This window comes from Wylensekiella montiformis, from assembly GCF_009697385.1.
Classification (GTDB): domain Bacteria; phylum Bacillota; class Negativicutes; order Selenomonadales; family Selenomonadaceae; genus Selenomonas_A; species Selenomonas_A montiformis.
The window spans coordinates 21,406-38,641 of the sequence record NZ_VUNL01000009.1; the positions used below are offsets into that span (position 1 = coordinate 21,406).

The 17,236-nt window shown below is 54.4% G+C and carries 17 protein-coding genes; 15 read left to right on the plus strand and 2 right to left on the minus strand.

Annotated features, from left to right (window positions below; genetic code table 11):
- Nucleotides 1-49 precede the first annotated feature (49 nt).
- The 5 genes from FYJ78_RS08685 (at nt 50) to FYJ78_RS08705 (ending at nt 4,333) form a co-directional block, all read left to right on the plus strand.
- On the plus strand, nt 50-829 hold the full coding sequence (locus tag FYJ78_RS08685) for a hypothetical protein (protein WP_154621021.1): 780 nt from the start codon (nt 50-52) through the stop codon (nt 827-829).
- Between the two features lie 363 nt (nt 830-1,192).
- Nucleotides 1,193-2,197 carry a cobalt transporter CbiM gene (gene cbiM / locus FYJ78_RS08690; RefSeq protein WP_154621022.1) on the plus strand — a complete coding sequence of 335 codons (1,005 nt, stop codon included), beginning with the start codon at nt 1,193-1,195 and terminating at the stop codon, nt 2,195-2,197.
- A 20-nt stretch (nt 2,198-2,217) separates the two neighbouring features.
- The gene (locus FYJ78_RS08695; protein WP_154621023.1) at nt 2,218-3,018 is read left to right on the plus strand and encodes an energy-coupling factor transporter transmembrane component T; all 801 of its coding nucleotides are present in this window, start codon (nt 2,218-2,220) and stop codon (nt 3,016-3,018) included.
- Entirely contained in the window at nt 3,018-3,698 is a 681-nt protein-coding gene (locus FYJ78_RS08700) for an energy-coupling factor ABC transporter ATP-binding protein (RefSeq protein WP_154621024.1), read from the plus strand. Before FYJ78_RS08695 ends, FYJ78_RS08700 begins: the two co-directional genes overlap by 1 nt.
- 77 nt (nt 3,699-3,775) lie before the next feature.
- Nucleotides 3,776-4,333 carry a gamma carbonic anhydrase family protein gene (locus FYJ78_RS08705; RefSeq protein ID WP_154621025.1) on the plus strand — a complete coding sequence of 186 codons (558 nt, stop codon included), beginning with the start codon at nt 3,776-3,778 and terminating at the stop codon, nt 4,331-4,333.
- Nucleotides 4,334-4,395: 62 nt separating this feature from the next.
- On the opposite strand, the gene FYJ78_RS08710 is transcribed toward FYJ78_RS08705, so the two are convergent.
- Nucleotides 4,396-5,040 carry a YigZ family protein gene (locus FYJ78_RS08710; RefSeq protein WP_154621026.1) on the minus strand — a complete coding sequence of 215 codons (645 nt, stop codon included), beginning with the start codon at nt 5,038-5,040 and terminating at the stop codon, nt 4,396-4,398.
- 209 nt (nt 5,041-5,249) lie between these two features.
- On the opposite strand from FYJ78_RS08710, the gene FYJ78_RS08715 reads away from it, so the two are divergent.
- Complete coding sequence (locus FYJ78_RS08715; protein WP_154621027.1) at nt 5,250-6,626, plus strand: amino acid permease; 1,377 nt, start codon at nt 5,250-5,252, stop codon at nt 6,624-6,626.
- Between the two features lie 166 nt (nt 6,627-6,792).
- Nucleotides 6,793-8,721 carry a GGDEF domain-containing protein gene (locus tag FYJ78_RS08720; RefSeq protein ID WP_195847936.1) on the plus strand — a complete coding sequence of 643 codons (1,929 nt, stop codon included), beginning with the start codon at nt 6,793-6,795 and terminating at the stop codon, nt 8,719-8,721.
- Nucleotides 8,722-8,779: 58 nt separating this feature from the next.
- Here FYJ78_RS08720 and FYJ78_RS08725 read toward each other — a convergent pair whose 3' ends face one another.
- A complete protein-coding gene (locus FYJ78_RS08725) occupies nt 8,780-9,442 on the minus strand; it encodes a hypothetical protein (protein WP_154621029.1) in 663 nt (220 codons plus the stop codon).
- Between the two features lie 230 nt (nt 9,443-9,672).
- Here FYJ78_RS08725 and FYJ78_RS08730 point away from each other — a divergent pair, with 230 nt between their 5' ends.
- The 8 genes from FYJ78_RS08730 to mreD all read left to right on the plus strand — a co-directional run bounded on the left by FYJ78_RS08730 (nt 9,673) and on the right by mreD (nt 17,190).
- Complete coding sequence (locus FYJ78_RS08730) at nt 9,673-11,436, plus strand: sensor domain-containing diguanylate cyclase (RefSeq protein WP_154621030.1); 1,764 nt, start codon at nt 9,673-9,675, stop codon at nt 11,434-11,436.
- Between the two features lie 152 nt (nt 11,437-11,588).
- Nucleotides 11,589-12,866, plus strand: coding sequence for an ArsB/NhaD family transporter (locus tag FYJ78_RS08735; protein WP_154621031.1), 1,278 nt, complete (start codon nt 11,589-11,591; stop codon nt 12,864-12,866).
- 130 nt (nt 12,867-12,996) lie between these two features.
- Nucleotides 12,997-13,269 (plus strand): DUF4321 domain-containing protein, encoded by a 273-nt coding sequence (locus FYJ78_RS08740; RefSeq protein ID WP_408014438.1) that lies wholly within the window; start codon nt 12,997-12,999, stop codon nt 13,267-13,269.
- Between the two features lie 15 nt (nt 13,270-13,284).
- Nucleotides 13,285-13,875: a Maf family protein gene (locus FYJ78_RS08745; RefSeq protein ID WP_154621032.1), complete on the plus strand. Its 591-nt coding sequence runs from the start codon at nt 13,285-13,287 to the stop codon at nt 13,873-13,875.
- Nucleotides 13,844-14,533 carry a RadC family protein gene (gene radC, locus FYJ78_RS08750; RefSeq protein ID WP_154621033.1) on the plus strand — a complete coding sequence of 230 codons (690 nt, stop codon included), beginning with the start codon at nt 13,844-13,846 and terminating at the stop codon, nt 14,531-14,533. The genes FYJ78_RS08745 and radC overlap by 32 nt, the downstream gene beginning before the upstream one ends.
- 157 nt (nt 14,534-14,690) lie before the next feature.
- Nucleotides 14,691-15,737, plus strand: a complete 1,047-nt coding sequence (locus tag FYJ78_RS08755; protein ID WP_154621034.1) for a rod shape-determining protein — start codon at nt 14,691-14,693, stop codon at nt 15,735-15,737.
- Nucleotides 15,734-16,693, plus strand: coding sequence for a rod shape-determining protein MreC (mreC, locus tag FYJ78_RS08760; RefSeq protein ID WP_154621035.1), 960 nt, complete (start codon nt 15,734-15,736; stop codon nt 16,691-16,693). The genes FYJ78_RS08755 and mreC overlap by 4 nt, the downstream gene beginning before the upstream one ends.
- Complete coding sequence (mreD, locus tag FYJ78_RS08765) at nt 16,690-17,190, plus strand: rod shape-determining protein MreD (RefSeq protein WP_154621036.1); 501 nt, start codon at nt 16,690-16,692, stop codon at nt 17,188-17,190. Before mreC ends, mreD begins: the two co-directional genes overlap by 4 nt.
- Nucleotides 17,191-17,236 lie beyond the last annotated feature (46 nt).

The window sequence follows — 17,236 nt, forward strand, 5'->3', positions numbered from 1 at the left end:
CATATAGAGTTTAGAGGCGGAATGACAGGAATGGGAGGCAAGCGTAAGATTGCTGGAGAAACTGACTTTTATATCGGAAGAATACAAATTGAGGGTCGAGCTTACGGTTCGGAATCGTCAGCTGTATTACCAGGTACAGCATGGGGAGGAGCAGATGCCTGAGCCTGAGATGATGGATGGAGGGCGGCGCTGGCTGAGACGTATGGAACGGATTCATTTGGATTCCTGGCGGGCCAGCTATCAGCCGGAAGTCCCGCCTGCCGCGCATAAGCTCTGGCGTCTGGCTTTCAGGGACAGCCGGACGGGGGCGCGGCGCATTGTCGGCGATCAGGCTTATCCCGGTTCCTGGGCGGCGTTTATCGATCTCATGAATGAAGTGCCGGGCGTGGCTTTGCACCGCGTTCGCCAGCTGGAGCAGGTTTCCCTGCTTTTGCAGGATACCATGGACAACCCCGGAGGGACGATCTATCTGCCACGTCAGAAAAAACTGGCTTTGACGGAGAAACTGGTCATCAACCGGGGCAAGCATCTGCTGCTTTTTACGCGCCATAAGCAGGGGCTGGGTACGGAGCGTCATGCCTATGATTCGGTGCGGAATGTTCCGCTGCTTTTGGAGCGCATTGCGGCTCATGCCGCGGAGTTTGGCGGGCAGTCCGATTCGCTGGCCGATGATTTTCTGCCGCGTGTGGAATGGAAGCTGATTTGGCATGACGGTACGGAAAACAGCGGCAGCTATACGCTCCGGGGAGAGGAAATGCCGGAGTCCTGGAAGGCTTTCATTCAGGAAATCGAATGGTTTACCGGAAACGTACGCGGCCGTATTTTTTGATACATGTCGGGCTGATATAACAGGGCGTCTTTGTCAAAGGTACAAAGATATAGAAAATGGAACAGGACAATCTTGATTTTACTTCCTTAAAGTGATATCATAAAGGCATGGGATAGGCAGAACGCATGGAAGTTGCATCCCAATCAATGATGTTTTCTCGGGTATAATCGGCAAGAGTTATGCCTGAAGTCCCTGCTCTTGTGCAAAGAGTGCTGCAGTTCGTGGAGGAAGCAGCGCTCTTTTTGCGTTTTGCCCGTAGATTTTGCGGCCGGAACCCCCAGGGGGGCTTCCGCTTTGTCGGACAAGCCTTTACAATGAAAAGGTAACATAAAGGTAATATTTCATTGTGAAGGAGATGAGGCAATGCATATTCCGGAAAATTATCTGAGCCCTTCTACCTGCGCGGTTTTGGGGGCTGCGATGGTACCGGTATGGCTGATGGCTGTTCACAAAGTCCGCCGGGAGATTCCTCGGGAGAAGATGCCGCTGCTGGGGATTGGCGCAGCGTTTTCTTTTCTTGGCATGATGTTTAATATTCCGCTGCCGGGAGGAACGACGGGGCATGCGGTCGGCGGAACGCTTCTGGCTGTTTTGTTCGGCCCGTGGTCGGCTTGTCTGACGGTCAGTATCGCTTTATTGATTCAGGCGTTGTTTTTTGGTGATGGCGGGATTCTGGCCTTTGGCGCAAACTGCTTCAACATGGCATTAGTCATGCCGTTCAGCGGCTGGGCGGTCTATCGCGGCCTGATTCGGGTTATGCCGGCGCATCCGACGGCGGCTGCCGGTATCGGCGCTTATGTGGGAATCAATCTTGCCGCCCTGTGTGCGGCGGTGGAATTTGGCATTCAGCCGATGCTGTTTACCGATGCAGCCGGACAAGCGCTTTATTGTCCGTATCCGCTGCAGATTTCCATTCCCGCCATGATGGTCGGTCATCTGACTTTGTTCGGGCTTGCGGAGATTGTGTTCACCATGGCTGTGCTGAGTTATCTGCATAAGACGGCCCCGGCCCTGACTGATGGAACCGGCATAAAGGGCAGCCGCCCGGTCTATGCGCTGCTTGCCTTGCTGATTGCCGGGACGCCGCTGGGACTGCTGGCTGCCGGAACAGCCTGGGGAGAATGGGACCCGGAAGAGCTGGCCGGACAGGACTTTTTGGGCAATGCTCTCGGTTATACGCCGGCAGGGATGGAGCAGGGCTTTTCCTTTGAGGCACTGTTTCCGGATTATGCGGTTGCCGGTATGCCGGAATCGTTCGGTTATATCTTGTCTGCGGTGATCGGGACGGCGCTGCTGGTGATTTTGTTTAAGATTTTTGCATCGTTTTTACCGCGTTCTGCTGACTATGATGCGCAGGCGCATGGATGATGAATCGATGAGGCGGAGAAATGCGGCTTTCTGAGTGGATGATTCGGGAAGAAGAATATCAGCCGGGAAGAGATCGGGATTATTTTATTTCCCGGTCTTTTTTGCGTGTTCTGGCTGTTTTGATTTCCTTCCGGCATCAGGCGCACAAGCGGATTCTGGATAAGGTTCCGCCCCGGACTGTGCTGATTCTTTTTGTGCTGTGGCTATTTCTGACGGTCAGTGCGCATACATTGGCTTTCCTGCTTTGCCAGCTGGCGGGGGTACTGGCTCTGCTCTGCTTTCTGGATGGGAGAGTGATTCGGCATCTGCTCGGAGCCGCCATTGCTGCGATGTTGTTTTCGTTTTTTCTGTTGTTTCCTGCGTTGTTTCTGGGGACCGGGAACCGGACGCTGCTGATGATTCCGTTTAAGACGTTTCTTACCGTATCTTCTCTGGGGATTGTGACGGAACTCTTGCCCTGGCATCAGATGACGGCGGCTTTGCGCGCTTTTCGCTTGCCTCAGGAGGTTATCTTTCTGCTGGATACAGCGCTGCGCTGTATTGTTCTGCTGGGAGAACGGGCCGGGGAGATGCTGACGGCGCTGAAGCTTCGCTCTGTCGGTCATAATACGCACAAAAGCCGGGCCGCAGGCGGCGTGCTCGGCAGCTTATTCCTGTATTCGCGGGATATGTCGGAGGAGATGTATCAGGCCATGGTCTGCCGGTGCTTCACGGGAGAATATCCGGCTGCGCCTTCCCAGCGGGCTGGTTGGATGGATGCTGTTTTATGGGCCGTGTTTTTGGTCTATCTGTTTCTTTTTTTGCGGATGGAGGGGATCTGATGAGCATCCTTGTCTTTCGGGATGTGTGCTATGCCTATGAGGGCGAGCCGGTTTTGCGTCATGTGGATTTTCAGGCAGAGAAAGGGCAGGCTGTAGCCTTGTGTGGGCCGAATGGGGCGGGAAAGTCGACCTTGCTGCGCATGGTCAATGGACTGATTTATCCGGATATCGGCAGCTATACCTTTGAGGGAACGGAGATTACGGCTGCCCGTATGCGTGATCATCGTTATTCCAAATGGTTTCATCAGCGCGTTGGTTTGATCTGGCAGAATCCGGATATTCAGCTGTTCTGCGGCAGCGTGGAGGACGAACTGGCTTTTGGCCCGCGGCAGATGGGGCTTTCAGAGGACGAGGTGAAACGGCGTGTCGACGATGCGCTTGTCCTGCTGGGGCTGGAGCGCCTGCGCCGCAGGGCTCCGTATACGCTGTCCGGCGGCGAGAAAAAAAAGACGGCCATTGCCAGTGTCCTGACGATGAATCCAGCGGTTTGGACGCTGGATGAGCCCATGAGTTTTCTCGATGCAGAGGCGCAGGAATGGCTGCTTGATTTTTTGAAGTCGCTCAAGGAAGCGGGCAAAACGTTGATTTTTTCTACCCATGAAAGCCGTATGGTGCGCGAACTGGCAGATCTGCGGCTGGATATCCGTGCGGATCATGGAGCGGAAGTCCATGCCGTCTGAGGTTGTATCCGCGCGGTGGTCTGCTATAATGGAGACAGGAGTTGCCGAAATGATCTGAGGATAAAGGAGCGATAACGATGTATACTCTTTCCAGTCGTGCGTTTCAGGGCATCAGCCCGAAGATTGATGAAGAGGCGTTTGTGGCGCCGCAGGTGTTCCTGTCCGGTGATGTCCGGGTGGCGAAATATGCGAGCCTTTGGCCTGGCGTTGTCGCGCGGGGCGATGTGAATTATATTTCGGTCGGCGTCTGCTCGAATGTGCAGGATCTGGTCTGTCTGCACGTTGCTGACGAGTTTCCCTGTCTTATCGGCGATTATGTCACGATCGGACACGGCGCGGTAGTTCATGGCTGTGAAATCGAGGACCATGTGCTTATCGGCATGAATGCGACGGTGCTGACCGGGGCGAAGATCGGCCGCGGCTCCGTGATTGCTGCCGGGGCTCTGGTACGGGAACATGAAGTGATCCCGCCGAATTCGCTGGTGGTCGGCGTGCCGGGCAAGGTGGTCAGGACACAGGATCGCATGAAAAGCATCCACGCACAGGCCATTAAATATAAATGCGAGTGGGCCATCGGTTATGGTGTCAAGCCGGATATTGCCGGTGAGACATATCATGGAGAAACGATTATCTGAATAAAAGGCGACAGGCCCTCTGTCCCGCTTTGGGACGGAGGGCCTGTCGCCGTGATGGGGCTCTAGGATTGTACCGGAAGGGCAAGGAGACGCTGGCTGCCCTTTTGGAAAGTGAAGCGGGCGGAGGTTTTATCCGTGAGTTCTGCCAGTATTTTTTCCATGTCGGCCGGCAGGATCAGCAGATGAAGCGTAACCTTTTCTGCGTATTCGGGCGCTTCGCTTCGGATTCCGGTCTGGCGCATCCAATGTTCGACGGAGGCGAGCAAATCGTAATCCAGAGTGACGGAAAGCTCCTGATAGGGTGTCATTTCTACGACGGTGGCGGCTTCGATCCCGAGTGCCGCGGCATGGCTGTAAGCCCGGATCAATCCCCCGGCGCCGAGCTTTATGCCACCGAAATAGCGGGTGACGACGATGACCGTATCGGTCAGGCCGGCTTTTTTCAACGCGTCCAGCATCGGATTGCCGGCGGTTCCGCCTGGTTCGCCGTCGTCGTTGGACTTTTGTTTTTCTGCGGATTCGCCCAGCACCCATGCCGAGCAGTTGTGTCTGGCATCAAAGTATCTTTTTTTTATGGACAGGACGAAGGCGCGGGCTTCTTCTTCGGTTTTTGCATGGCAGATATGTGTGATGAATCTGGAACGCTGTATTTCATAGAGCGTTTCGATGGTATCGTCTTGTTCCGCAATGGTCCGGAACGCTTTCATGAAAAGCACCTCTTTCTTGCTGAATCCTGTTTCTCATTATAGCGTATGGGCAGGCGGTGAGAAAAGAAAAATTTCTTGTCCGAAGGTATAGTAATCGGCTGCGGTTTGTAGTATTCTTAGAATCATAAAGAATCGAAGCACCGCGGATGGCAGACGCTATACAAATCACAGACAGGCAGCGGTGCTGGGAAGGTTGTGTTAGTAAGGTCATGAGCGAATCGAAGATGAACAGAGGCCTCAAGAATCGGCATTTGCAGCTGATCTCTTTGGGCGGGGTTATTGGCAGCGGTTATTTTCTGGGAACGGGATATGTTCTGGAAAAGGCCGGTCCGGCATCTATTCTGGCCTACTTGCTGGGCGGCATCATTGTACTTTGTGTTATGCTCTGTCTGGCGGAGCTGGCCGTAGAAAAACCGGTTTCCGGCTCTTTTGTTACCTATGCACGGGAGAATATCTCCTCTACCTGGGCCTGCGGCGTGGGCTGGGCCTATTGGATTACCTGGGTTGCCTACGTCCCTTCGGAGATGATCGCGGCAGGGATTATCATGAATCATTTTCTGCCGATGGTCAGTCAGCTTTGGTGGGCGGTCCTGTTCAGTCTGCTGGTGACCTGCATCAACCTGTTTCATGTCGATAAGTTCGGGGAGAGCGAGTCGTGGCTGGCGCTCATCAAGATCATAGCGCTTGTGGCGTTCAGCGTGGTGGCGGGGCTGATCTGTTTCGGCCTGATCGGTGATCAGGGGTATATCGGCACGAGCGTGCTGCTCGGAAGCGGCGGATTCGCTCCGAATGGTTATTGGTCTATCGTGCTGACGATGGTGATCATTCTGGTCAATTTTCAGGGGACGGAAATCATCGGACTGGCCGCCGGCGAGTGCCGGGAACCGGCCCGCAGCATTCCGATTGCCGTCCGCAATGTCACCTGGCGCATCATTGCGCTGTATATCATTCCGATTTCCCTGTTGATTTCCATCCTGCCATGGGATCAGGCCTCTTTATCCGAGAGCGTGTTTGCCGCTGCAGTCAACCAATACGGCTTTACCGGGTTTGGCGCCTTTTTTGCGTTTGTTATTCTGACGGCCGCCATTTCCTGTTCCAATTCCGGCCTTTACGGTGCGGCACGGGCGCTGCACGCATTGGCCAAACTGGACATGGCGCCGAAAGGCCTCGGGCGGCTCAACGCAAACGGCATGCCGTCGCGGTCGATTCTGGTGTCCGTCTGTGCCTGTTGGGCAGTGATTCTTCTTTATGCGTTCAATCCGGATTCCGTGATTTATACTTATCTGCTGGCCGTGTCGGGATTTACCGGTGCGATCGCCTGGATTTCGATCTGCTGGAGCCAGTATCGCCGCCGCCGCCGCCATATTGCGGAAGGGACAGTGAACCAGCTTCGTTACAAAACGCCGTTTTTTCCTTATGTGACCTTGTTCGGTATTTGGTCGCAGGTGTTTTGCCTGATTGTCATGATCTTTACGCCGGAGCTGCGCGATGCGCTGCTGGCCGGTGTTCCCATGCTTGTACTGCCGATGCTCTGGTATCGTTTCCGTGTGAGACATCATGAGACACCGGTTCGCGTTCTGCGCTGATCCGGTATGTTTGCCTGACTGGCCGGTCAGATAGGACGATCATCCTGTCTGACCGGTCTTTTTTGCCGGAAGTTCTTTTGTTTTGCTTGCATCGCCTTAGCAATGCGAGTAAAATAAACAAAGTGAGAAAAATATGAGACAAAAGTCTTATTTTGAGGAAAACATCATGTCAAGAAATTTCTGGCGTATGCTGGTGGCGGGGATTTTGCTGCAGGGAGCGGGCTTTTTCCTTTCCGGCTGGGCAGGCGCATTCGTTCTATTTGATTTCGGTGCTTTGCTGGTCACTGCTGCGATGGGGGTTCTGCCCGGATTGCTGGTGGTATTGATCGGCGGGATGCTGGTCTCCGTCGCAGGGGACGGCCGTTTTTTTATGCTGCCGTTTGATTTTCTGACGGTGCTTATGTTCGGATTTTTTTTACGGCGCGGTGTATTAAGGTCCTGGCGGACTATGGCGGAAGCGGCCATAGGGCTCAGTGTGTTCATTGCGGTTTTGGCCGATGGCGTATGCCATGCGCTGAATTATAAGATACCGGCGGAATCTTTGGCACAGACGGTCAGCGGACAGACGGCAGGAGCGGTCTTCCTATTGGCGGAGGTGGGGATTCTTGCGCTGCTCATCAGCGTGAATCTGTTTTTGGACTTTTTCCTGATCCGGCTGATCCTTGACCGCTTCCCCGGACTGGTCAAACGGTCTTTGATTGAGTCGGCGTGGGGTTGGGGACGGGTGCGTCAGTGGCCGCTGCGCCTGAAATTTGTTGCCGTGCTCAGCGTCATGATGTTGCTGGCCGGATCCGCGCTTTTTTTTCTCCTTCGCGGCGTTTACCGGGAAGAAGTTTATGGGACTTACGGTTCTTTGGCGCGCAATTATGCTTCCGCGGCCAAGGGCATGATCACGCCCGATGAGCTGGAAGCTGTTTTGGCGCCGCATGGGGATCGTTCGCGGGATTATCAGGAGTTGAAGCGGGATTTCCGCACGTTGTATGAACATTCGGATCATGCGATCCGGTTTCTGTATGTTCATCAGGTGATCCGGGATGAAACGGGGCCGGCCATGCGTGTGATTTGCGAGGCGGATAACGAGACGCTGCAATATGATGACCGCATTCCTATGCGCAGTGCGTATTATCGCCCCTTGAAAAAGGCGTTGCTGGACGAGAATACGAAGCAGACCATCGGCCCGGTGGTGTCTCATGATCCGAAATGGGGCTGGCTGCTTTCTGTTTATGAGCCCCTGATGGACGAGTCGGGAAACACGGTGGCTTATATCGGTGTGGATTTGGATATGCGTCAGGTGATGGACGAGGTACACAAGCTGGACGCAAAGATCATCAGTGTGGAATGTATCATTTTCTGTTTCCTGCTGGCCTTTGTTTATACGTTCATCACCAATCAGGTGATCCGTCCGATTGGCAGGCTTCAGGAAATGCTCAGATATTTTCGTGAATTTCTGGAGAAAAAGCCTTCTGAACCGCCTATTCGTTCGGGCGATGAATTGGAAGAGCTGTATAAGGAGATTTTGCTGTCGCAGGACAAGATCCTGGACGATACGCGCCAGCTTCGCGAGTATCTGAATCTGATCGAGCGGATGGCCCTGCGTGATGAACTTACCGGGGTGAAAAACCATACGGCTTATGAGCAGAAGATCGTGGAACTTACTGCGTCTATTGTGGCCGGAACCGCGGAGTTCGGCGTGCTGATGGCCGATATGAATGAGCTGAAATACATCAACGACGTTTACGGGCATGAAAAAGGGGACGTGGCGCTCAAGGCGGTGAGCAGGGTTCTCTGTACGATTTTCGCGCATAGTCCGGTGTATCGTATTGGCGGGGATGAGTTCGTGGTCGTTCTGACTGGACAGGATTATGCCGTGCATCAGAACCTGCTTTTGCAGATGAGGCCATATATCCGGCTTCATGACCGGACGGTAGAGCATCCCTGGAAAATGGCAGCGATGGCTGCCGGATTTGCGGTATATCGCCAAGGGGATACGTATGCGGATGTATTCAATCGGGCTGACGAGCAGATGTATGAAAATAAGAAAGTCTTGAAAGCCGGCGGGGCGCTTCCCCGCGATTCGGTTCCGGACAAGATGTGATTCTTCTGCAATAAACGATGCCCCCGGCAGATCAAAACTGGCCTGCCGGGGACATCGTTTATTGCGGTGAAGGAAGATCTTCACGGATATCGAGATAATCACGGATTGCGGTGATTTCCTTTGCGGTATACAGCCCGACCGGCGATTCGCGGATCATGACCGATTGCAGAATACGGCTTTGTTCCGTCTGGCTTTCTGCGCGCATGGAGGCTGGATCCGCTGCCGCTTTGGTCAGGGCGATAGTCCGATATTGCGCATCGGCATAAGCGGAGGTTTTTTTCATCACCTCGGCAAGCAGATCGTAACATCCGTCATTGAGCGCAGCCGGGGGAGCGTTGTGCGCGATCCGGTCGCGCAGGCTTTGGCTGTCTTTTTCCAGCTGCTGGAGGCGCTGATAGGTGGTTTGTATGCTGATGTTGTTTTCCTTGAAGTTTTCAAGAATATGATGATACCACTGCCAATTGCGGTCCAGTTCATTGAGGTCTTTCTGATATCCGGCATACCAGGCGGCAAAGATTTGCTGCTGCTGGCTGCGCTCCCATTGCTCGGACTCACTCAGAGCGGTTTTTGGCGGTTCCGGACGCGGCCAGACATAGTATACGATCAGTCCGGCGACTGCAAGCGTGAGACAGAAGCAGGCAAAGATTTTTTTATTGGGCAGATAGCGGTAGAGCAGAATGAGCAGGATAAGTGCGGCAAGGGCCATCATGTATAAGATCATATTTGGAAACCTCCCGTTCCGATAGCGCATTTCCTTTATTTTATCATAGATTTGGCGACAGCGGCAAAACCTGCCGGGCGGAGGTGATTTTTTCTTTCGGATGAAGGAGGAGATCCCTTCTTTTTGCTTGCGGATCGGGGCTTTAGCAGGTAAGATTAAAAGAAGAAGGAAATGGATATATGGGAATCAATCGATAAAGATGGTCAGAGAACGATGAGGATGGATAAGTTATGAAGCAATTCCCTTTTTTGGTACATGGAAGAAAAGAACTGCTGGCCGATGTTGAGCAGGTCCGTCAGGAAGCAAAGAAGATGAAGGCCCTGTCGGGCGTACTCGTCTCGATCTTTATGAATCGGGCGGATCCGGCGATGCTGCAGGATATGAAGCAAATGATTTGTGCGGCGTTTCCGGAAGCACAGATCATTGGCGCGGTGTCGACTGTAGAGATCATCGACGGCTGTTTGATCGAGAACGATATTGTTGTCAATTTTACGCTGATGGAATGTTCCTCTGTGCGGGTCATGTCGTTTGATTTTCGGATGGAGGACAGTGAGGCTGCCGGACGCAGTCTGCTTGCGGTTCTGGATGCGGATCGTCATGCCGCGGCGGTGGAGGTTATTTCGGCGGGATTTCATCTCAATATCAACCCGTTTTTTCGTCAGGCGTCCCGGGCGCGCAGGGAGATTCTTTTTTTTGGCGGCCTTGCGGACGACGGCAGTCTGGGGCAGAATGGCATGGTCTTTACACAGGACGCGCTGCTTCGCCACGGCATAGCTGTGGCCATATTCAGCGGGAAAAAGCTTCATGTGCAGACCAGTTCGAGCTTTGGCTGGAAACCGCTGGGCCGCTTTATGACGGTTACGAAGATGGACGGAGAGTTCTGCGTGCAGGAACTGGACGGCAAGCCGGCCATGGATGTGTTTGAGCGGTATCTGGATATTGGCAATGATGACCGCTTCTTGACGGAGGCGCTGACCTTCCCGTTTTATTTTGAGCGCAACGGCGTGGTGCTGGCCCGCCATCCGCGGCGCTGTCTCAAAGACGGCAGCGTCATGTTTGGAGCGGATTTCCGCGTGGGAGAGCGGGTGCGTCTGGCCTATGGAGACCCCGGTGAGATCATTGACAATGCGCTGGTCCTTCAGAATAAAATGGCGTCGTTCCGCCCGGAGGCTGTTTTTGTCGTGAGTTGTGTGGCGCGCTGGATGCTGCTGGGCAGTGATACGGAGCAGGAATTGTCGATCACGCGGCGTTTGGCGCCGTCCGCCGGATTTTATGCGTATGGGGAGTTCATGCGCACCGCGGATGGTCAGATCATGGTGTCCAATATGACGCTGGTTCTGATCGGGATGCGGGAGGGGCTGGGCAAGGATTCTGTGCGCCGCGCGCCGAGTCAGCCGCTGCATCTTCGGCCGCATCGTTCGATTATGGCCCATTTGGTTCATTTCATTGAGAGGACGACGCAGGAGCTGGAGGAGAGCAATGCTGCGCTTTATCGGCTGGCCCGCATCGATTATCTTACCGGACTCCTGAACCGGGGAGAAACGGAAAACCGGCTGCGACAGTTGATGGCCGAATTTCAGCTGTGCCGTCAGCCGGTGGCTGTTTTCATGTTGGATGTGGATGATTTCAAGCTGGTCAATGACCGGTTCGGTCATGCGATGGGCGACTGTATTCTGCAGCTGCTGGCCGGGATTATCCGGGAGGTTTCTGACAAAGCTCATGCTGTGGCGGGCCGATGGGGCGGCGATGAATTTCTCGCCGTTTGCCCGGATCTTTCTTTGGAGGAAGCCCGGGGAGCGGCCGAACAGATTCGGAAGCATGTCGCTGACATGGATCCGCTGTCGGAAAAAGACCGCGTGACGGTCAGCATCGGCGTGGTGGCTGCACGGACCGGCGATACGGCAGAGACGGTGTTTGCGCGTGTGGATCGGGCCTTGTATGAGGCGAAGCAGCTTCGGGGAAAGAATACCGTGGTGATCCGGGAAGAGCCGTGATTTTGCTAAAATCTTCTTGCCAAGTCCGGGATTTCTATGATAAACTGAACAGAGTTTTGTTATAAGGATAGTTGAGGCGGAGTCTGTTCACCACAGGCCCCGTCTGTTTTTTCGGGAGCATATCCCGGTAAATGGAAGGAGGAAAGAATAATTTGGCGGTTGTAGCAGGAATTATCTTTATTTTGATGTATGCGGTGATTGTATCGGAAAAGATTCACCGCACCGTGGCTGCCATGCTTGGGGCGCTGCTCATGATCTTGTCAGGGATTTTGTCGCAGGATACAGCGCTGCATCATATCGACTTTAATACGTTGGGACTGCTGGTCGGCATGATGGTGCTGGTTGGTGTGACCAGCCATACCGGCCTGTTTGATTATGTAGCAATCAAGGCGGCCCGTGCGGCGAAGGCAGAGCCGCGCCGTATTCTGGTTTATCTTGGCTTTATTACTGCGGTTTTTTCGGGGTTTCTCGATAATGTGACGACGGTTCTGCTTATGGTTCCGGTCACGTTCAGCATCACCCAGAAGCTTCATATCAATCCGATGCCCTTTTTGCTGACTCAGATTATCGCTTCGAATGTCGGCGGAACCGCCACGCTGATCGGCGATCCGCCGAACATCATGATCGGCAGCGCGGTAAAGGAGTTGACGTTCATGGCATTTATTGAAAATCTGGCGCCGATTGCCATTTTCAATTTATTGATCGTGATCTTCTTGGTAGAGGTCATTTACCGCAAGGGGCTGAAAACCACGCCGGAATTGCAGGCGGAGCTGATGCGGCTGGATGAGCGGAAGGCGCTGAAGGACCGCCGGTTGCTTTCCCGGGCGCTCTTTGTACTGGCCTTGGTTATTCTCGGCTTCTTTACGCATTCCGTGACCCATATTGAATCTTCGTTGATCGCCTTGACGGGCGGTTTCCTGCTGCTCCTGCTGGCCGGCGGAAGTCATCATCTGGTGGAAAAGACGATGAAGTCGGTGGAATGGGCGACGATCTTTTTCTTTATCGGCTTGTTTATTGCTGTGGGCGGCTTGATTGAAACGGGGATTATCAATAGTTTGGCGGCCCGGGCGGTATCTCTCACCGGCGGCGATGTGACCGCGACCTCTCTCATGGTGCTCTGGCTCAGTGCGCTGGTATCTTCGGTCCTCGATAATATTCCGTTTGTGGCGACGATGATCCCGCTGATTCAAAATATGGGGACTATGGGCGTGAGCAATCTGGAGCCAGTATGGTGGAGCCTCGCTCTGGGGGCCTGCCTGGGCGGAAACGGAACGCTGGTCGGAGCGTCAGCAAATCTTATTGTGGCCGGATTGGCCGCAGAGCGCGGCGTGAAAATCACGTTTATTCAGTATTTTAAGATCGGATTTCCGATTATGCTCTTGACGATTGTGCTGTCAACGGTGTATGTTTATATCCGGTACCTGATTTGATCCGGTAAGCAGCTGTGGGACTCTGTCGGTTCCACGGCTGTTTTCATTATAAGAAAATGTCCTTTGTGGAAGGACTTTCTGGAGATGCGGCGAATACTAGGAAATGAAAATCTGTTGGGAGGGACTCCTTTTGGCTAAATTTGGTGGCCGTGGATACGGGATGTGTATTCTCTTTGTTGTGGTTGGCGCGATTCTCGGCGGCATTTTGGGACAGCTGCTGTCAGGCGTCGAGGCGCTGGCCGGTCTGATGCCTTATCTGGTTACGACGTATCCGGTTTTTGATACGTCGCCGATAACGGTGAATCTATATGTGATTCGCCTGACGATCGGTCTGGCCTTTGCTCCGAACCTCATGAGTATTCTGGGCATTGTGGCGGCGCTTCTCTTGTTCCGCCGGTATTGAGGAGGAGGGACGGTTATGATTATTCTCGCATCCGGTTCGCCGCGCCGCAGAGACCTTCTTTTGCAGATCGGGGCCAGCTTTCGGGTGGTTGTAAGCGATGCTGCTGAGGAAAGCGGCGATGCGCTTCCGCCGGAAGAGCTGACTGTCAGGAACGCTTCGGCCAAGGCTATGGCTGTGGCGGCGCAGCAGCCGGACTTCCCGGTGCTCGGCGCCGATACGGTGGTGTCCCTGGACGGGCATATCTATGGCAAGCCGGGCGGCAGAGAGGATGCAGTCCGCATGCTGTCGGAGCTTTCGGGACGCACCCATCAGGTGACGACAGGGATTGCGCTGGCCGTCGGAGGCCGTGTATTCACAGACGCGGCTGTGACGGAGGTTCGATTTGCACCGCTCAGTGAGGTGGAGATTCTGGCTTATGTGGAAAGCGGGGAACCGCTGGATAAGGCGGGCGCCTATGCGATTCAGGGCAAGGCGGCCGTTTTTGTCGAGTCGCTCCATGGTTCGTTTTCCAATGTGGTCGGGCTTCCGCTTCATGCTGTAGCGCGGCTTGCCGGAAAGGCAGGCGTTAATCTTTATGACCATTATGGTAAGGGACCTACCGGCTGAGGAAAGGCCAAGGGAGAAGCTGCTGGGATATGGTGCTTCCGCCCTGAGCAATGCGGAACTTCTGGCGATTCTGCTGCGTACCGGCACATCGAAGCAATCGGTGCTTGGCATTGCGGATGAAGTGCTGGCGCATTACAAGGAACGGGGAATTGCCGGCATGGTGCACATGGCTCCTGCGGAGCTTGCAGCCATACGCGGCATCGGTATGGCCAAGGCGGCGACGATCGTCGCCGCTGTGGAGCTGGGGCGACGGCTGGCCGTTCGGACGGCGGAGCAGATACAGGTGGTGCATGGGCCGGAGGATGCCGCCCAGTTTGCGATGCCCCGGTTTCGCTTTGAGCAGAAGGAACATTTTGCGGTCATGCTGCTGAATACCAAAAATCATATTCTGGGATTAAAAGAGGTTTCGATGGGGAGCCTGCAGGCTTCTGTCGTTCATCCGCGGGAAGTGTTCCGGGCGGCGATCGATTATGCGGCGGCATCTATGATCCTGCTTCACAATCATCCGAGCGGAGATCCGAGTCCGAGCCGGGAGGATATTGCTGTTACGCAGCGTCTGGTCAAAGCAGGGCGCATTATGGATATCCCCGTTCTGGATCATATTATCCTTGGCGATTGCCGCTTTTTGAGCCTGAAGGAAAAGGGAATGATGTCCTGAACGGAAAGTTTACGTTTTTCGCGGAGAAAACCGTAAAAGACCATTACAAACTGACAGGATGTGTGATACAATAAGAGTACTGTTTTGATTGATTGTAAAATCGCCGGTGCATACTGTGCCGGCTTGCTTTGATTCACGAAGGGAGTTTTTCAGTAACATGTGGAGTCTTTTTGGCGGTTTGTCTCACGATATGGGTATTGACCTTGGTACAGCCAATACGCTGGTTCATGTGAAGGGCAGGGGAATTGTTCTGCGTGAGCCGTCGGTTGTCGCGATTAAGAGCGATACGGGAGATGTCCTGGCGGTAGGCGAGGAGGCCAAGCAGATGATCGGCCGCACGCCGGGAAATATCGTTGCCATTCGTCCGATGAAAGACGGCGTTATCGCCGATTTTGATGTGACGCAGGCCATGCTGAAATATTTTATATGCAAGGCGATGAATACGAAGTCCTTCGTCCGTTCGCGTCCGCGCGTCGTCGTCGGCGTTCCATCCGGCGTGACGGAGGTGGAGAAGCGCGCGGTTATCGATGCGGCGCAGCAGGCTGGTGCGCGCGAAGCGTATCTGATCGAGGAGCCGATGGCGGCTGCGATCGGCGCTGGTCTGCCGGTCGAGGAAGCGACGGGCAGCATGGTGGTCGATATCGGCGGCGGGACGACGGAAATCGCGGTGATTTCTCTGGGTGGCATTGTGACGAGCTGCTCCATCCGCATCGGCGGGGATGAGATGGATTCGTCCATCGTTCAGTACATCAAGCGGATGTACAATCTGATGATTGGCGAACGTACGGCAGAAGAGATCAAGATTCGGATCGGCACGGCGATTGTGACGCCGGATACGGATAAATCGATGGATATTCGCGGCCGTGATCTGGTCAGCGGACTGCCGAAGACCCTGACGATCCAGTCCAAGGAGATTCGCGAAGCGCTGGATGAGCCGATCTATAAGATCATCGATGCAGTCAAGGGGACGTTGGAGAAAACTCCGCCGGAGCTGGCGGCCGATGTCATGGATCACGGCATTATGATGACCGGCGGCGGCGCGCTGCTGACGAATCTTGACAAGCTGTTGTCGCAGGAGACGGGCATGCCGGTGCTGGTTTCGGAGGATGCGCTGTCCTGCGTCGGTGAGGGAACGGGAAAATCCTTAGAGAATATTGAGCTCTTGAAGCGTGTTGTCATGACCTCGAAGAAGCTGAGACAATGAGCAGCCGGGTGAGAAAGAGCAGAAATCCGCATCGCAGGCTGTGGGTGCTCCTGATTGTACTGGTCAGCATATTCTGTGTGATCTTTTTTGCCGCCCGGGGACGGTTTCAGGTTCCTGTGACCAGCCGGGCGGTCCTGCTGGTTCTGTCTCCCTTTCAGCAGGCTGTTTCCTGGGCAGGGGATCAGGTCAGCGGGTTGACACGGAATATTTGGGACATTGTCACGGTGTACGAGCAGAATAAAATGCTCCGCAATGAGGTGGGGCAGCTTCGCGTGCAGAATCTGGAGGCCAGTGAGGCGCTGGCCGAGAATGAGCGGTTGCGGGCGCTGATCGGCTATAAGCAGACGATGACACAGTTTGATCTGGTGGCGGCGCGTGTTATTGGCCGGGAATCGGCCACATGGTCCCGTATGATTGTCATTAACCGGGGCCGGAAAGACGGAGTGGATGCCGATATGGCTGTCGTGACGGAAAAGGGGCTGGTCGGTCATGTCGTCGAGGCGGGCTGGAATACGTCCAAGGTGCAGCTTATCCTTGATCCGCGTTCGTCGGTGGGGACGATTGTTCAGCGGGCGGAGTCGCGCGTGGCTGGTATTGTGCAGGGAGATCTGGATAACCCGATGATGCCGCAGATGGTGAATATCCCCAAAAACGCGGACGTAGTCGAAGGCGATGTGATTGTAACTTCGGGATTTGGCGGTATTTATCCGAAAGGCATCGTGGTCGGACTGGTCTCTTCCCTGCAGAATGATTCCGGCGGTTTGCTGAAAGTTGGTCTGCTGGAACCGGCTGTGGATTTTCAGAAGCTGGAGGATGTCATGGTCATCACCGTTTCCCGGGAAGCGCCACCGGAGCCGATCCGCCCGCCGGTACAGACGCCGGGGACGGAGACGGATCCGGCCGCGCAGGCTGCTGAAGCAAAGGCCGCTGCAGCAGACGAAGGGGGACAGCCATGAATCATTATGGAAGAGTGGCGGCAGTGGTTCTTGGCCTGTATGTCCTGCAGACTTCGCTGCTGCCGTTTGCCGCTTACCATGGCATCAGTCCCAATCTTATGCTGCTCCTGACTGTTTCTGCGGCATTTCTGCGGGGACCGCGTGACGGCATTATGATGGGCTTTGTCACCGGACTGCTGCAGGATCTGTCGACAGGGACATTTCTGGGAACCAATACACTGGCTCAGATGCTGATCGGCCTGTTTTTCGGACGTTTTTCCAACCGGGTATTCCGGGAGCAGTTCTTCCTGCCGGTTCTGGCATCGGTGCCTGCCATGGCGGCGGACTATTTTATTTTGGCGCTGCTTATGGTATTATTAGGGTATCGCTTTAATCCGGTGAGCAGCATGCAGACCATGCTTCTGCCAATGCTCATCTATCAGCTGGCTTTTGCTTATCCGGTTCATCGCCTGACGTATGCGCTGGATCAGAAGCTTCGCGAAAAAGAACAACACTGATTAAGGCACCTTGCGGGGTGCCTTTCATTATGGGAGAGATATTTCT

Excerpts from the sequence above, each read along its gene's own strand:
- cbiM (WP_154621022.1), top strand. The coding sequence starts at position 1,193 with ATGCATATTCCGGAAAATTATCTGAGCCCTTCTACCTGCGCGGTTTTG.
- FYJ78_RS08695 (WP_154621023.1), top strand. The coding sequence starts at position 2,218 with ATGCGGCTTTCTGAGTGGATGATTCGGGAAGAAGAATATCAGCCGGGA.
- FYJ78_RS08700 (WP_154621024.1), top strand. The coding sequence starts at position 3,018 with ATGAGCATCCTTGTCTTTCGGGATGTGTGCTATGCCTATGAGGGCGAG.
- FYJ78_RS08705 (WP_154621025.1), top strand. The coding sequence starts at position 3,776 with ATGTATACTCTTTCCAGTCGTGCGTTTCAGGGCATCAGCCCGAAGATT.
- FYJ78_RS08710 (WP_154621026.1), bottom strand. The coding sequence starts at position 5,040 with ATGAAAGCGTTCCGGACCATTGCGGAACAAGACGATACCATCGAAACG.
- FYJ78_RS08715 (WP_154621027.1), top strand. The coding sequence starts at position 5,250 with ATGAGCGAATCGAAGATGAACAGAGGCCTCAAGAATCGGCATTTGCAG.
- FYJ78_RS08720 (WP_195847936.1), top strand. The coding sequence starts at position 6,793 with ATGTCAAGAAATTTCTGGCGTATGCTGGTGGCGGGGATTTTGCTGCAG.
- FYJ78_RS08725 (WP_154621029.1), bottom strand. The coding sequence starts at position 9,442 with ATGATCTTATACATGATGGCCCTTGCCGCACTTATCCTGCTCATTCTG.
- FYJ78_RS08730 (WP_154621030.1), top strand. The coding sequence starts at position 9,673 with ATGAAGCAATTCCCTTTTTTGGTACATGGAAGAAAAGAACTGCTGGCC.
- FYJ78_RS08745 (WP_154621032.1), top strand. The coding sequence starts at position 13,285 with ATGATTATTCTCGCATCCGGTTCGCCGCGCCGCAGAGACCTTCTTTTG.
- radC (WP_154621033.1), top strand. The coding sequence starts at position 13,844 with ATGACCATTATGGTAAGGGACCTACCGGCTGAGGAAAGGCCAAGGGAG.
- FYJ78_RS08755 (WP_154621034.1), top strand. The coding sequence starts at position 14,691 with ATGTGGAGTCTTTTTGGCGGTTTGTCTCACGATATGGGTATTGACCTT.
- mreC (WP_154621035.1), top strand. The coding sequence starts at position 15,734 with ATGAGCAGCCGGGTGAGAAAGAGCAGAAATCCGCATCGCAGGCTGTGG.
- mreD (WP_154621036.1), top strand. The coding sequence starts at position 16,690 with ATGAATCATTATGGAAGAGTGGCGGCAGTGGTTCTTGGCCTGTATGTC.